11 protein-coding genes are annotated in these 15552 nt (G+C 59.7%); all 11 read left to right on the top strand.

Annotation, left to right across the window (positions count from 1 at the left end; all coding sequences use genetic code 11):
* Positions 1-116: 116 nt before the first annotated feature.
* The 11 genes from RX395_RS02300 (at position 117) to RX395_RS02250 (ending at position 15521) form a co-directional block, all read left to right on the top strand.
* Positions 117-317, top strand: a complete 201-nt coding sequence (locus RX395_RS02300; protein WP_006234772.1) for a hypothetical protein — start codon at positions 117-119, stop codon at positions 315-317.
* Positions 318-461: 144 nt separating this feature from the next.
* Positions 462-1541 carry a substrate-binding domain-containing protein gene (locus tag RX395_RS02295; RefSeq protein ID WP_227790034.1) on the top strand — a complete coding sequence of 360 codons (1080 nt, stop codon included), beginning with the start codon at positions 462-464 and terminating at the stop codon, positions 1539-1541.
* 460 nt (positions 1542-2001) lie between these two features.
* Positions 2002-3429, top strand: coding sequence for a glucuronate isomerase (gene uxaC, locus RX395_RS02290; RefSeq protein WP_316365156.1), 1428 nt, complete (start codon positions 2002-2004; stop codon positions 3427-3429).
* A 94-nt stretch (positions 3430-3523) separates the two neighbouring features.
* Positions 3524-5038 carry a tagaturonate reductase gene (locus RX395_RS02285; protein WP_316365154.1) on the top strand — a complete coding sequence of 505 codons (1515 nt, stop codon included), beginning with the start codon at positions 3524-3526 and terminating at the stop codon, positions 5036-5038.
* Positions 5039-5119: 81 nt separating this feature from the next.
* Entirely contained in the window at positions 5120-6604 is a 1485-nt protein-coding gene (locus RX395_RS02280; RefSeq protein ID WP_316365153.1) for a UxaA family hydrolase, read from the top strand.
* Positions 6605-6959: 355 nt separating this feature from the next.
* Positions 6960-8519: an MFS transporter gene (locus tag RX395_RS02275; protein WP_316365151.1), complete on the top strand. Its 1560-nt coding sequence runs from the start codon at positions 6960-6962 to the stop codon at positions 8517-8519.
* Positions 8520-8634: 115 nt separating this feature from the next.
* Positions 8635-10230 (top strand): glycoside hydrolase family 28 protein, encoded by a 1596-nt coding sequence (locus tag RX395_RS02270; protein WP_316365149.1) that lies wholly within the window; start codon positions 8635-8637, stop codon positions 10228-10230.
* Between the two features lie 134 nt (positions 10231-10364).
* Positions 10365-12530: a pectinesterase family protein gene (locus RX395_RS02265; protein WP_316365146.1), complete on the top strand. Its 2166-nt coding sequence runs from the start codon at positions 10365-10367 to the stop codon at positions 12528-12530.
* Between the two features lie 69 nt (positions 12531-12599).
* A complete protein-coding gene (locus tag RX395_RS02260; protein WP_316365144.1) occupies positions 12600-13268 on the top strand; it encodes an SGNH/GDSL hydrolase family protein in 669 nt (222 codons plus the stop codon).
* A gap of 107 nt (positions 13269-13375) precedes the next feature.
* A complete protein-coding gene (locus tag RX395_RS02255; protein ID WP_271737941.1) occupies positions 13376-14614 on the top strand; it encodes a glycoside hydrolase family 88/105 protein in 1239 nt (412 codons plus the stop codon).
* A gap of 1 nt (position 14615) precedes the next feature.
* Positions 14616-15521 carry a sugar phosphate isomerase/epimerase family protein gene (locus RX395_RS02250; protein ID WP_316365142.1) on the top strand — a complete coding sequence of 302 codons (906 nt, stop codon included), beginning with the start codon at positions 14616-14618 and terminating at the stop codon, positions 15519-15521.
* Positions 15522-15552: the final 31 nt, after the last annotated feature.

Below are 15552 nucleotides of genomic sequence, written 5' to 3'. Positions count from 1 at the left end.
CCCAGAAGTTAAGATGTGGCGTTTCCGCAGATAAAACCGACCAAAATAAACCTGTCCCTTTTTGGTAGGTGGAGAATGGGGTAAAGTAAGTGATGGTTAACTAAGGGAGGCTTGCTATGGCACCTATCGATATTGTTGTACTGGCTGTTATCGGCGTTGCGTTTGTCGCCGTGTGCGTGCGCATCTACCGCAAGGGCACCTGCGCCGACTGCGCTCAGGGTGGCGTTTGCACGGGGCATTGCTCCAACAAAAAGACGTGCGCTGCACTTAAGGGCGTAGACAAAATCGCCGAAGACTTGGGTCGCGGTATCAAATAAGGTCCAGACATCCAAGCGCCTCGCGAGCATCCGTTCGCGGGGCGCTTTGCGCATTTGAGGGAGAGCACGGCGAGTCGAAGAGTATTTTTGGGGTATCGTTAACTGGACTATTAATTGGCAACTTATCTATAACGGAGTAACCGCATGAGCGCTCGCGTAACCATGAAGGACATAGCCGCCGAGCTTGGCGTTTCCATCAATACCGTGCACAAGGCCCTGACGGGAAAGGCCGGCGTGAGCGAATCCGTGCGCGCCAAGGTGAACACTAAGGCCGAGGCCATGGGCTATCACCGCAACACAAGTGCCTCAAGCCTGCGCCGCAAGGATATCAATCTGGTGTTTTGCCTGCCCCGCGCATCGCGCGAGGGAGCGTACTTTTTCCGTTACCTGTGGGAAGGCTGCAATCGCTTTGAACAGGAGGTCATCGACCGGGGCATTACGGTTGAGCGCGTTGAATTTGGCGTGGGCGGCTACGCTGATGCACTCGAGCAAATCGACGAGCGTCTGCAGGTGGGCGAGAAGATTGATGGCTTGCTCGCCTATGCGCCGGGCGACGACCGTGCGACTGAGCTTTTGGGGCAGATCGCCGAGGCGGGCGTGACGATTGAGCTTGTCGACGGCGACCGTCCGCATTTGAATCGTTTGGGTGCGAGCCTGGCCGATTATTCGACGGCAGGCAGCCTTATGGCCGAGCAGGCGGCAAACCTGGTCCATGCTTCTGGGGCCGACGCCCGCGTGCTCCTTTTGACAGGCGACCCATATACCGATTCGCACTATCTAACCGCCCGCGCCTTCCACAATTACCTGCGCGAACGTGATATTCCATGGCAGGTTGAGGATCTTGCAGGTGCCCATGCGCAAGTCAAACAACTCGAGCATGAGCTCGAAAAGCGCTTGAGTGCGCCGGACGCCCCCGAACTTATCTGTAGCGTTTTTGCCGTTGGTTCCGAAGTGGTTGCCGACGCGCTCGTCTCGACCGGCAAGGCCGGTCAGGTCATGGTGATCGGCAACGACCTGTTTCCCGAAAGTGCTCTGGCCTTGCGCCGCGGTATCTTTACCAATATTGTCTATAAGGACCCGACGAGCCTGGCGTATCGCGGCGCTAAGACGCTGGGCGATTATCTGCTGTGGGGAAGGACCCCGACGGTGCCCGTCCAGAAGGGTGCCGTCGAGATGGTATTTGCCAGCAATGTCGACCGCTACTGCGAACTTGCGGGTATTTAGCCGATTGAGCAGGTACCCCCTCTTGCGACGTGCATTTTTGGGAGTATTCAGCATTGGCATGCCCTGAATGAGGTGCAGAACGACTGTTTTAAGTGCCCCCGATGGCGTAATTTGCCATCGGGGGCACTTTTTATGCCGATCGGGCACTATCTGCGTTCCAAATAGGACGCTGAGGATGGCGCACGGCGCGCTCCAATGCTGAATACTCCCAAAAATGTACGTCGGGACATGACCCACCTGAGCAAAAGCGCTCAAGTTCGGTGTTCGGGGACGCCAAACAGTCCGCAATACATGCAAGTCACATCTCCAGCAACCGTTGAACGGGCAAAATCTACCGTTCACCCCGTGGTGGTTAGGTGAACGTTCACCTTTTGAGGTGCAATGGATTAGTATAGTGAACGTTCACCTAAAGGATAACGAGCGCGCCGTGCGCCCGCGTTGCCAGCAAAGGGGCTGTTTGATGAAAAACTTTATGGACGATCAGGATTTCCTGCTGAGCACTAAGACCGGCGAGGAGCTGTTCCACAACTTTGCCGAGGGCATGCCCATCGTCGACTATCACTGCCACATTTCTCCTAAGGAGATTTGGGAGGACAAGCGTTTCGAGAACATCACCGAGGTTTGGCTGGGCGGCGACCACTACAAGTGGCGCCTGATGCGTGCCAACGGCGTCGACGAGCGTTTTATCACTGGCGACGCCCCTGCTCGCGAGAAGTTCCAAAAGTGGGCCGAGACCCTGGGTCGCTGCGTTGGCAACCCCGTCTTTGAGTGGAGCCACCTGGAGCTTAAGCGCTACTTTGGCTACGAGGGCGTCCTCAACGGCAAGACTGCCCAGGAGGTCTGGGACCTTGCCAACGCCAAGCTCGCTGAGGCTAGCTTTACCTGCCGCAACCTGATCAAGCAGTCCAACGTCCGCATGATCTGCACTACCGACGACCCCGCCGACAGCTTTGAGTGGCACAAGAAGATTGCCGCCGACGACAGCTTTGACGTTCAGGTCGTTCCCGCCATGCGCCCCGATGCCGCTTTGCGCATCGAGCGCGGCCAGGAGTTTGCCGACTACTGCAAGCACCTTTCCGAGGTTGCCGGCGTTGAGGTCAGCGACTTTGAGGGCATGAAGGCTGCCATTTCCAAGCGCTACGACGTTGCTCACGAGCTGGGCTGCCGCGCCTCCGACCACGCACTCGACTACGTTATGTACGTCCCGGCTACCGCCGACGAGATCGAGGCTATCTTTGCCAAGGGTCTGGCTGCCGAGCCGCTTACCGAGGAAGAGGTCCTCAAGTACAAGACTGCCTTTATGCAGTTCGTTGCCGGCGAGTATGTCCGTCTGGGCTGGGCCATGCAGCTGCACTTTGGCTGCAAGCGCGACAACAACCGCGCCATGTTCGCCAAACTCGGTCCCGACACCGGCTACGACTGCATCTCCAACTACACGCCGTCCGACCAGCTCGCCGATTTCCTCAACTCCATCCAGGAGACCTGCGGCCTGCCCAAGACCATCCTGTACAGCCTGAACCCCATCGATAACACCATGATCGATACCGTCATGGGTTGCTTCCAGGAGGCTCCGACTGCCGGTAAGATCCAGAACGGCTCCGCCTGGTGGTTCAACGACAACGAGGTCGGCATGCGCGAGCAGCTTACGGCTCTGGCTAACGAGGGCGTGTTGGGCAACTTTGTGGGCATGCTTACCGATTCCCGCTCCTTCCTGTCCTATCCGCGCCACGAGTACTTCCGTCGCGTGCTGTGCAGCGTGATCGGCGAGTGGGTCGAGCAGGGCAAGTACCCGGCCGACATGGAGCTGCTGGGCGAGGTTGTGCGTGACATCAGCTACAACAATGCGGTCCGCTACTTTGGCTTTGACCTGGACACCGACGAGGCCTAAGCCCGCATCGAATCACATCGAACCCTGGGCGCCGTTGCCACACGCGGAGCCCCGTTTTGCTTGCACGCTAACAAACATCTAAGGAGACACATAGATGGAGAACATCAGCTACGATGCGCTCGAGAAGATCGGCTACAAGGGCTATTTGCTGCCCAAGGATGCTCCCGAGAAGGTTTTGCAGTTTGGCGAGGGCAATTTCCTGCGCGCCTTCGTCGACCGCTTCTTTGACATGGGCAACGAGGCCACCGGCTGGAACGGCAAGGTCGTCATGGTGCAGCCCATCAGCGGTGCCTTTGGCTTTGCCGACGGTATCAATGCCCAGGACGATCTGTACACCGTGCTGGTGCGCGGCAAGGAGAACGGCAACACGGTTGACGAGTCCCGCGTGATCAGCGCCTGCAGCCGCTGCCTTAACCCGTACCGCGAGGACGACTACCGCGCCATGATGGAGGTCGCCGTCTCTGACGACCTGGAGATTATCGTCTCCAACACCACCGAGGCCGGTATCGCCTATGACCCGTCCTGCAAGGCCGACGACATGCCACCCGCGAGCTTCCCCGCCAAGCTTGCCCAGGTGCTCCACACCCGCTGGGCTGCCGGTAAGCCGGGCGTCATCGTCCTCGCCTGCGAGCTCATCGATCACAACGGCGAGGAGTTGCTGCGCATCATGAACCAGTATGTGAGCGACTGGGGCTGGGAGGACGAGTTTGCGCAGTGGATGGCTAACGACTGCACCGTCTGCACCACGCTCGTCGACACCATCGTCCCCGGCCGCATCCGCGATCCTAAGGAGGCCGCGGCGGTTGCCGAGCGTCTGGGCTACGAGGATCCCTTCCTGGCCGTGCGCGAGCCCTTCCAGATGTGGGGCATCCAGGGTGACGAGTCGCTTGCCGAGAAGCTTCCCTTTGTGAAGGCTGGTCTTCCGGGTGTCTTTGTGACTCCCGACGTCACCCCGTACAAAAAGCGCAAGGTCCGCATCCTCAACGGTGCCCATACCGCCTTCGTTCCGGGTTCCTGGGTTGCCGGCTTTGATATCGTGCGCGACTGCATGCATGACGAGACCATTCGCGGCTTCATGAACACCATGCTCTACGACGAGGTCATTCCGACGCTTGCCGCCGACTTGGATGTCGAGGACTGCAAGGCCTTTGCCGCCGCCGTCGAAAACCGCTTCGACAACCCGTTTATTGATCATGCGCTGCTCTCCATCTGCCTCAACTCCACGGCTAAGTGGCGCGCTCGCGACCTGCCCACGCTCAAGGACTACGTTGCCGAGACCGGCAACCTGCCCAAGTGCCTGGCGACGAGCCTCGCTACGCTCATCTCCTTCTACACGCAGGAGCTCGTGTCCCGCGAGGGCGACGGCCTGCACCTGCGTCGCTCCGACGGCACCGAGTACACCGCTCAGGACGACGCCTTCGTGCTCGACTTCTACGCCGCCCATGCCGGCGCCGACGATGCCCAGCTGGTGCACGACGTGCTCACCAACGAGCAGATGTGGGGCGAGGACCTTACGCAGATCGCAGGTCTTGAGAAGTTTGTCGTCAGCGCGCTCGCCGTCGTGCGTGCCGAGGGCGCCAAGCAGGCCTTCGCCAACGCTCAGGCGTAAATTTCCGGCGCAGACGCGGGCGCGGGACGGCGTGCCCGCGTCTCGACTTCTGCTCAACCTGTAGGGTTAGGACCATTTGCAATGAACACTATCCAGATCAATCCGGCCGACAACGTGATCGTCGCGCTGTCGCCGCTTGCCAAGGGCACCGCCGTTGCGGTTCCCGGGGTGGGCGAGGTCGTGGCCGCGGAGGATATTCCGCAGGGTCATAAGATGGCCGTGCGCTCGATTGCCGCGGGGGAGGACGTCATCAAGTACGGCCTTCCTATCGGCCATGTGACGGGCGATGTCCAGCCCGGTCAGTGGCTCCACACGCACAATGTGAAGACCAACCTTTCGGGTGAGGTCGAGTACGCCTACAACCCCACGCATCCGGTCGTGGATCCCGTTGAGCCTGAGACCTTTATGGGGTTCCGCCGCGCCGACGGTCGTGCCGCGACGCGTAATGAGCTGTGGATCATCCCCACGGTCGGCTGTGTCAACGAAGTCGCCCGTGCCATGTGTGAGAAGGCCCAGGATCTGGTCGATGGCTCGCTGGAGGGTGTTTACTACTTCCCGCATCCCTTTGGCTGCTCGCAGACCGGCGCCGACCATGCCCAGACGCGTCGTCTGCTGGTGGCGCTCTCGCGTCATCCTAATGCGGCCGGCGTGCTATTCCTGTCGCTCGGTTGCGAGAACTGCACGCACCAGCAGGTGCTCGACGAGCTCGGTGACTTCGATCACGAGCGCGTTCGCTTTCTCACCTGCCAGGATGTAGCCGACGAGCAAATCGAGGGCCACAAGATTCTGGCCGAGCTGGCTGACCTGGCCAAGCAAGCCAAGCGTGAGCCCATTTTGGCCTCCGAGCTGGTTATTGGTCTTAAGTGCGGCGGCTCCGACGGTCTTTCGGGCATTACCGCCAACCCCACGATCGGTCGCGTGAGCGATATGGTCGTCGCCCGTGGCGGCACGTCGGTGCTTACCGAGGTGCCCGAGATGTTTGGCGCCGAGAGTATCCTGCTCGACCGTTGCGAGAACGAGCAGGTCTTTAACGCTGCCTCCGACATGCTCAATGGATTTAAGGACTACTTTATTAGCCACGGCGAGGTCGTTTATGAGAACCCGAGTCCCGGCAACAAGGACGGCGGTATTACCACGCTCGAGGACAAGAGCTGCGGCTGCGTGCAAAAGGGCGGATCTGCCCCCATCGTCGACGTGCTGCCGTATGCCGGCCAGGCAAATAAACACGGCCTGAACATGCTGTGCGGTCCGGGCAACGACATGGTATCCACCACGGCGTTGACGGCTGCCGGCTGCCACGTGATTCTGTTCTCGACCGGCCGCGGCACACCGTTTGGCGCGCCGGCGCCTACCCTCAAGGTGTTCACCAATCAGCGTTTGTGCGACCACAAGGCCAACTGGATGGACTTTAACGCTGGCGTGATTGCCACGGGTGAGCGCACGCTCGACGAGGCCGCCCGCGATTTGTACCAGCTGGTGCTACAGACGGCGAGCGGTAAGCTCACGAGTGCCGAGCGCCGTGGCTGTCACGAGATCAGTATCTGGAAGGACGGCGTCTGCTTGTAGCAGCAAGTGCGCCCAAACATAGCGCTATGTCGCCTGCCCCGTTGGGAGTGATCCCGGCGGGGCTTTTTCGCTTCGTGGTTAAGTGAATATGTTGGAAAATCTGATAAACGTTCACCTATCTCATGGCTGTCCAGCATGGCACCCTTACCAGCAGAAAATAGGTGTGAGGATCTCAATTGTGTCCGTTCGGCGGTAAAAATCGACCGTTCGGGGATAATATGCAAGTGAACGTTCACCTGTCGTAAGCAATCGCGCATAATCTAACTAAACGTTCACCCTGAACGCTGGGCAGACAGATGTCAGTGTGGACTCAAATGTCTTGTTACAAGACAATCGAGAAAAGAGAGGGAGCTCGATGACTAATAAGATCGGAAAAAAGCGTAAGATCACATTCTGGACGCGCTTGGGCTTTGGTATGGGCGGTATGCTCAATTCCGGTGCCCTGACATTTACGCACAGCTACATGGTGCTGTTCCTGTCCACGGAGTGTGGCCTGTCCGCAGGCGAGGCTGCACTGATCAGCTCGTTTGCCATCTATGTCAACGCCATTCTTTGCCCGCTGATGGGCTTTGTGGCCGATAACTTCTATGCCACCAAGATTGGCCGCATCTTTGGTCGTCGTCGTTTCTGGATCTTGCTGGCCATCCCGATGATGATCGCCGAGCCGCTCATCTTCGTGGCTACGCCGTTTGGCTTCCCGTACTACTTTGTGCTGTACTTGATTTACAACGTCGCGTACACGTTCTGCACCGCCAACCTGTCGCCGCTTACCATCGAGATGACCGACGACTTTAAGGAGCGTACGTATCTCACCGGCTACAAGCATCTCTTTGGTAACGCCGCCGGCTTCCTGATGGCTGCACTTGTGGGCTTCGGCTTTGGCACCTTCGGCGAGACCAACCCGTTCAGCTACTTCATCATCGCTACGATCAACGCTTCGGTCATGGCAATCTCGCTGCTTTGTGTGTACCTGTCCACGTGGGAGCACACCCCCGAGGAGGTCGCTCAGGAGAAGATCGAGAGCGTCGGCGAGGGTATCAAGAAGTTCTTCATCGACGTAATCTCCACCTTCCGCAACAAGTCCTTCCGCAAGGTCCTGTACGCACAGGTCTCCACGAAGCTCGCTGCTGCCTGCTGGTCTGCCTGCCTGTCCTTCTTCATCGTCTACTGCCTGCAGATTCCTAAGTCCTACGAGTCCGTGATGGAGATGCCTGGCAAGGTCGTCGCTATCGTCTGCACCGCCATCTGGGTCGCTCTCATGGCCAAGAAGGGCTTCCACAAGTCTTGGTACCTGGCCAACGTCGGTTGCGCTGCGTGCATCATCGCCTACAACTACTTCGCCTTTGGTCGGATCAATGGCACCTCCACGGTCGCCATCGCCATGATCGCCTACCCCATCATCTTCGCCATCTGGAAGTTCTTCTACGTCGGCTTCCAGTACCTGCCCGATGTTCTGCTCAACTACATCCCCGATGTCGATGAGCTCATCACCCCGCGTCGTCGCGAGGGCATCTACAGCTCCGCGCAGCAGCTCTGCCAGCAGATCGCCCAGGCTATCGCCGTTAACGCATGGGCCATCGTCCTTGCTGCCTCCGGCTTCATTCAGACCGCCGGCAACAGCGACGCCGTGACCCAGCCCGCCATCGTGCCTCTGTACATCTGCGGCTACATGCTCATCGGCTGCGCCGGCTTCTTCCTGCTCGCGGCTGTCCTTGCCCGCGGCATCAAGATTGACAAGGAGCAGTGCGACGTCCTTTGCGACGAGATCCGCCGCGTCAAGGAGGGCGGCAAGATGGCCGACGTCAAGCCCGAGGTCAAGGCGCTTTGCGAGGAGCTCTCCGGCTTTAAGTACGAGGACTGCTTTGCCCACAACAACGTTGGCTTCCAGGACGGTAGCGTAACCCCCGCCGAGTAAGGCCGACATATCGTCCAAATCACAGGGCCGTGCCACCGGAATTCCGCCGGCAGGCACGGCCCTTTTTCAACAGCGTACAATTTGCCTTTAGAGCATCTTTTTGAGGGAGAAATCCATGGAGACGAACGTTATCTGGCGCAACGCCCGCGCGGCCGTGATCGAGCTTGACGACGGCGGCTACTTTACCTGCGCCGATACGTGGGAGATCTTTGTCAACGACGAGCCCGCCGGTACCACGAATACGGTCGAGACCTATGTCGACGGCCTGACCCCCGGCAAGCGCAACCTGGTTCGTTTTGTTTGTGGCGAGCGTGAGCTGAGCGTAGGTGTCACCACGCCGGCTGAGCCCTTTACCATCAACGTTCGCGACTGTGGCGCCAAGGGCGATGCCGAGCATGATGACACCACCAACATCCAGGCTGCCATCATGGCCTGTCCCAAGGACGGGCGCGTGCTGATTCCCGCCGGTAGCTATCGTATCAAGTCCCTCTTCCTTAAGAGCAATATCAACATCGAGCTCGTCGACGGGGCAGTGCTGCTGGCCCGCCACGATCGTGCCGCGCTTGCCTACATTCCGGGCACGGTCACGGGCAACGAGGGCGCCGGTTATGCCGGTACCGATATGCTGCCCCTGGGCCGCTGGGAGGGGGAGAGCTTCTCGACCTACTGTTCTACCTTTACGGGTCTGGGCGTGCACGACGTGTGCATCTATGGTCGCGGCGCGATTGACGGTCAGACCGATTTTGCCGAGGACAACTGGTGGAACAAGGACTTTAAGAACATCTTCCGTCCCGAGGAGGGCCGCGAGGTCGCCCGTCCGCGCATGATCTTCCTGTCCGAGTGCCAAAACGTGAGCCTTGCCGGCTTTACCGTGCGCAACAGCCCGGCGTGGAATATCCATCCCGTCCTGTGCGAGCATGTCGACGCGCTTTGCCTGTCGATCGAGGGTCCCAAGAACTCCCACAACACCGACGGTTTCGATCCCGAGAGCTGCGGCTTTGTCCGCATCCTTGGCTGTCAGTTCTCGGTGGGCGATGACTGCATCGCCATCAAGAGCGGCAAGCTGGGCATTGAGCCCGAGCTTCGTCCCGCTACGCACGACGTGCTGATCTCTCACTGCTACATGCACGATGGTCACGGCGCCGTGGTCCTGGGTTCAGAGGCCGCCGGCGGCATCAAGGACCTTACCGTGAGCAAGTGCCTCTTTGAGCGCACCGACCGCGGCCTGCGCGTCAAGACCCGCCGCGGGCGCGGCAAGGATGCCGTCAACGAGGGCATTATCTTTGAGCACATTCGCATGGACGAGGTGCTCACGCCCTTCGTGGTCAACTCCTTCTACTTCTGTGACAAGGATGGCAAGACCGATTACGTGCAGTCTCGCGAGGCGCTGCTTGTCGACGACCGCACGCCCGGCTTTGGTGCCACGACGTTTTGCGATATCGAGGCCACCAACTGCCATGCTGCCGCGGCCTATATCACGGGTCTGCCCGAGAGCAAAGTAACGCGTCTGACGTTCCAGGATGTCCACGTGACCTTCGCGCCGGATGCCGAGCCCTTTGTTCCGGCCATGGCCTGTGGCGTTGAGCCCATGGTGCGTCAGGGCATCATCGCGCAAAACGTCAAGGTACTCGACCTGCAAAATGTGGTGATCGAGGGCCAGGACGGCGAGGAACTGCAGCTCCAGAACGTCGACAAGGTTATCCGTGCGTAGGCGTTTGCTCCTAAACAATTACATTCGGTATGTCGCGGCGCGCGATGGGCAGGGCCTTCCCGACCCATTGCGCGAACTTTTTATATGCCGAAACTGCAACGTAGACGGTCTACGACGAAAGGACGCGGTGACTGATGATGAGTGAGAGACGATTTTTTGAGGTTTCGCTCGAGCGTGCGGGGACATATCACAGTATCTCTAAGGCCTTGGAGGCAATTGACGAATCCTGTCCGAATGACGGACGGCCGGTGACAATCCATATCGAGCCGGGTGAGTACCGCGAACGGGTCGAGATTCATCGCTCGCATGTGACGATTGAGGGAGAGACGGCCGACAGCGTGCGTATCGTGGGCAGCCTGGGTGCCAAGATGCCTTCGGAGGACGGCTCGGGCGTCGACGGCACGCTCGGCACGTTTAGGACCTATACCGTTTTGGTCGATGCCGACGACGTACGGCTCGAGAACCTCACGATCGAAAACGATGCGGGCGATGGGCGCGAGGTCGGTCAGGCGATTGCCCTGTATGCCGATGGCGACCGTCTGGTTGTCGATGCCTGCTGCATTAAGGGACACCAAGACACGCTGTTTTTGGGTCCGCTGCCGCCGCATGAGGCCAAACCGGGCGGGTTCATAGGACCCAAGCAGTATGCGCCGCGCCGGGTGGGACGCCAGTATTTTCGACGTTGCCGGATCGAGGGCGATGTCGACTTTATCTTTGGCGGCGCGCGTGCCTACTTTGAGGGGTGCGAGATTCGCTCGCTCAACCGCGATATGGATGTGAACGGCTACGTGACGGCGGCGTCGACGCCCGAAGGCGAGCCGCACGGCTTTGTGTTCCACGGCTGTTCGTTTACAGCTCCGGATGGTGTGGCGCCGGATTCGGTCTACCTGGGCCGTCCTTGGCGCGAATGGGCGCAAACTGCGCTGATCGATTGTTGGCTAGGGCGACATATCAAGCGCGAAGGCTGGTGGGATTGGAATAAACCGGCGGCGCACAACTGCGCGCAGTATGCTGGCGCGATCCTGTATGGGCCGGCGGGCGATACTACCGGCTGGGTGCCGTGGGCGAATGAACTCGATGTGATGGCTGCCGCCGGGTACGCTCGCGAGCACGTGCTTGCCGGTGTGGATGGCTGGGATCCCGAGGGCGGCGACGGTGATGCGGTGGAGACGGCTGGGCTATCTGCCAATGGTCGCACCGTGCACATCGAGACGTACTGCGAAGACGAGCCTGCGCTGCGTGCCCGGCTGAAGCGCGAGGGGCGCTCTGCCGCATTTGCGGGCCAGACTCCTGCAGATTTTGAGGCATGGAAGATTGCGACCAGGACTCGCCTGTGCGATGTTTTGGGCCTTTCGCTTATGGACCGCGCCCCGATTGAGATTCGTGAGCTCAGCCGTGTGCGGGTTGCCGGCGGCATCGTGCGCACCCATGCGATGCTGCAGGTGGAGCGCGACGTTTGGATGCCGTTCTACCTTCTCGAGCCGCAGTCGCCTAAGCTCGATGCGCGCGGCCGCAAGTGCTGCTATATCTGCCCGCATGGCCATCAGGGAGCAGGCGCCGCAAGTGTTGCGGGCGTGACGGGCGTGCCGGCGGTCGATGATGCTGTGCGTAAGTTCAATTACGACTACGGTCTGCGTTTGGCGCGTATGGGTTACGTGACCGTCTGCCCCGACGCACGCGGTTGGGGATACCGTCGTGACTGGAAGGGTCAGGGCGATGACGAGAACAGCTTTCTGCGCGGCACGTGCCTAAACCAGGCGCGCATGGCCGAGCCGCTGGGACTTACCGTTGCGGGCCTCAACGCCTGGGATAACATGCGTCTGATCGATTACCTAGAGGCGCGCGGCGACATTGCCATGGACGACCTGGGCTGTTTTGGCTTTTCGGGCGGCGGATACATGACGCTGTATCTGGCGGCGCTCGACCCACGCGTATGCAAGACGTTTGTCTCGGGCTACCTGTACGGTGTCGATGATTCGCTGCTGCACCTCAACGGCAATTGCAGCTGCAACTACACACCCGGACTTTGGCGCTTGCTCGACATGGGCGATATTGCCTCGCTTATTGCGCCGCGCCCGTTGTTAGTGCAAAGCTGCGAAGAGGATCATCTGAACGGTTCGCACGGGCTGAAAAATGTTGACGAGCAGCTCGAGATCGTGCGCGATGCCTACAAGTTGCTGGGTCGCAGAGATGGCCTGCGGCACGAGGTGTGTCCGGGTGAACACCATCTGGGCGTGGCACATCTTGTCGAGGATATCGAATGGCTCGATTCGCACGTTGCGGAATGCGCCCGTGCATAGCCCCTCGGCATGCTGCGAATAAACGGTACGTTCCTGTATGACTGCCGATGGGCGGATGAGGAGAAGATTATGGAAACGAAGAGTTTGAGTGAATCGACCATTTGCTGCTTTGGCGATTCGACCACATGGGGGGATAACGGATGCGGCGCAGGCGGCAACGACATCTCTTGGACTTCGCATCTGGGCGCGTTGCTGGGAGGTGCAGTCGTCGAGAACTTTGGCATCAAGGGTTCGCGTATCGCCATCAAGGCCGACCGTACCGATTCATTTGTCGAGCGCTTGGACGGCATCGACGATGCGGCCGATGTCTATGTTGTCTTTGGCGGCGTTAACGACTTTAGCCGCAACGTGCCGCTTGGCGAGTTGGGCAGCACCGATGCGCATGAGTTCTATGGTGCGGTCGACTATCTGATCAGAACCATCACGGCGCGCTCACCTCAGGCAAAGCTCGTGTTTATGACGCCATGCAAGACGAGTGGTAAGTACGAGAAGGATATCCCGGCAAGCGACGAGCTCAACCACCTGGGGTTGACGCAGGCCGCCTACGTGCGAGCGATGCTTGAAGTCTGCGACCGCTACTCCGTGCCGGTGATTGACCTGTATGCGCAAAGCGGCATCAGCCCGTTTTTGCCGGAGCACCGCGAGCTCTATATGCCGGACGGTCTGCATTACAGTCCTGCCGGCTATGAGCGCCTGGCGCATCGCATCGCCGCGGGTCTCGCCGCCGTTTGCCGCTAAAAGTCTGCCGTTTGCGGGGAATATAGGGTTAACGTTCACCCTATATTCCCCGTTCGCGTTACACTAGGGGTAACGTTCACCTATCGTTTATGTCAGAGGGGACAGCAATGGGTTGCAATCAAATCCTGGACCGTTATATCGAGCAGTTGATCGAAACCTCTACGCCGCAGGCGCCGGCTTGGAATATCGAAAAGATTCGCGCCGGCAAGGAGAACACCTGGAACTATATCGACGGCTGCATGATCAAGGCGCTCATCGAGCTGTACGAGATTACGGGTGAGCAGCGCTACCTGACGTTCGCCGATGACTACATCGATTTCTTTGTCCAGGACGACGGTACCATCAAGCATTACAACCCGCAGGAGTACAACCTCGATAACGTCAATGCGGGCAAGACCCTCTACAAGCTGTATGACCTGGTGGGCAAGCCCAAGTACCGTGCCGCCATGGACACCATCTACCGCCAGCTCGAGACCCAGCCGCGCACCAAAGAGGGCGTGTTTTGGCACAAGGCCGTCTATCCCAACCAGATTTGGCTCGATGGCATGTACATGGCACAGCCGTTCTACATGCAGTACGAGCTGAGCTTCCACAACCGTCGTGCCTGCTCGGACAGCTTCCATATGTTCCAGGTCGTGCATGACCTGATGCGCAACCCCCTCAACGGTCTGTACTATCACGCTTACGACGCGAGCCGCAAACAGTTCTGGTGCGACCCGGTCACCGGTCTTTCGGCTAACTTCTGGCTGCGCGCCGAGGGCTGGTTTGCCATGGCGCTCATCGACACCTGGGAGCTTATGCCGCCTTCGATGTCGGCCGAGAAGGACGAGATCCGCAAGATGTTCCACGATCTGATCGACGCCATGCTGCCGTATCAGGACGAGAAGACCGGCATGTGGCACCAGGTCATCAACCTGCCCAATATCGCCCCCAACTACCTGGAGGAGTCGGGCAGCGCCATCTTTGCCAATGCCATCATGAAGGGCGTGCGTCTGGGCGTGCTGGGCGAGCGTTACTACCAGTACGGCCGTCGCGCCTTCGACGGCATCTGCGAGACCTGCCTGTCCGAGCATGATGGCCAGCTGGCGCTCGACAACATCTGCCTGGTCGCGGGCCTGGGCAACACCGCGCACCGCGAGGGCACGTTTGATTACTACATGAGCGAGCCCGTGGTCAAAAATGATGCAAAGGGTGTGGCGCCGCTGGTGCTTGCCTATATCGAGACCATGCATCACGACAAGCTGGCCGGCAAGCGCGATCCGCTCGCCCCCTCGGGCGTGTGCTCCATCGAGGACCCGTTTGGCGGATACACCCCGGGCATCAACGCTCATAAGGGTTGTGAATAACGTGGGGGCTATTACTCCGGGTGTACGTTTGCACGACCTTGCGCAGGGGACCGTCGAGGAACGCATTCGCATGGCGGGAGAGCTGGGCTTTTCGTGCATTCAGCTGCCGAGCAAGGTGCTCTACGCATCGATGGGGATCGATCGAGGCGGCCTGACCCGCGAGCTTGCCGATTATTTGCGTGCGGTGCTCGACGAGGCGGGCGTTTCGGTCGCCGTGCTCGGCTGCTACAAGAATCTGACGACGCCCGATCGACAACAGCTCATGGATAACTATGCCGAGTATGAGGCATGCCTGAACTTTGCCCAGATGCTCGGCGGCTGTCCGGTGGGTACCGAGACCGGTCGCCCCAATGCGCAGAACCGCGTTGCTGACGACCGCATGACCGATGAGGCACTCGATGCGTTTGCAGACGGGCTTGCACACGTCTGCGATCGGGCCGAGGCCGTGGGCGGGCAAATACTGATCGAGCCCGGTTGGAACGAGACGGTCAACACGCCGGATCGCTGCCGCGAGGTGCTGGAGCGCGTCTCGAGCCCGTCGCTCGGCGTGATCTATGACTCAGTGTCGCTGCTGCACCCCAGCGTCGTTGACGAAGCGCAGGAAATCACAGCGCGCATGCTCTACTTATGCGGCAGTAAGATTCGCGTGCTGCACGCCAAGGATTTTGAGGTCGTCGACAACGAGGACGAAGCCGGTTGGTGCGACGGTACGGGTTCGCGCTTGGTGTGTCATGGCGTGGGCGAGACGGGACGATATGACTTTGAGCCCGTGGTTGCCTGGGCGGCTGCCGCCTGCCCTGGGATTCCCTGCGTGGTCGAGAACAGCGTGCCGGCGACGGCGGCTGACTGCCTGGCGACACTCGAGCACATGTCCGCTCGCTGCGGGGCTTCGCATCGTGAGTTATAGCATTGGCTTTTGCCGTGTCGGCAGATTGAGA

It is taken from the genome of Collinsella aerofaciens, from assembly GCF_032584215.1.
GTDB lineage: Bacteria > Actinomycetota > Coriobacteriia > Coriobacteriales > Coriobacteriaceae > Collinsella.
This window is presented reverse-complemented; position numbering and strand designations above follow the sequence as displayed.

Excerpts from the sequence above, each read along its gene's own strand:
- RX395_RS02300 (WP_006234772.1), top strand. The coding sequence starts at position 117 with ATGGCACCTATCGATATTGTTGTACTGGCTGTTATCGGCGTTGCGTTT.
- RX395_RS02295 (WP_227790034.1), top strand. The coding sequence starts at position 462 with ATGAGCGCTCGCGTAACCATGAAGGACATAGCCGCCGAGCTTGGCGTT.
- uxaC (WP_316365156.1), top strand. The coding sequence starts at position 2,002 with ATGAAAAACTTTATGGACGATCAGGATTTCCTGCTGAGCACTAAGACC.
- RX395_RS02285 (WP_316365154.1), top strand. The coding sequence starts at position 3,524 with ATGGAGAACATCAGCTACGATGCGCTCGAGAAGATCGGCTACAAGGGC.
- RX395_RS02280 (WP_316365153.1), top strand. The coding sequence starts at position 5,120 with ATGAACACTATCCAGATCAATCCGGCCGACAACGTGATCGTCGCGCTG.
- RX395_RS02275 (WP_316365151.1), top strand. The coding sequence starts at position 6,960 with ATGACTAATAAGATCGGAAAAAAGCGTAAGATCACATTCTGGACGCGC.
- RX395_RS02270 (WP_316365149.1), top strand. The coding sequence starts at position 8,635 with ATGGAGACGAACGTTATCTGGCGCAACGCCCGCGCGGCCGTGATCGAG.
- RX395_RS02265 (WP_316365146.1), top strand. The coding sequence starts at position 10,365 with ATGATGAGTGAGAGACGATTTTTTGAGGTTTCGCTCGAGCGTGCGGGG.
- RX395_RS02260 (WP_316365144.1), top strand. The coding sequence starts at position 12,600 with ATGGAAACGAAGAGTTTGAGTGAATCGACCATTTGCTGCTTTGGCGAT.
- RX395_RS02255 (WP_271737941.1), top strand. The coding sequence starts at position 13,376 with ATGGGTTGCAATCAAATCCTGGACCGTTATATCGAGCAGTTGATCGAA.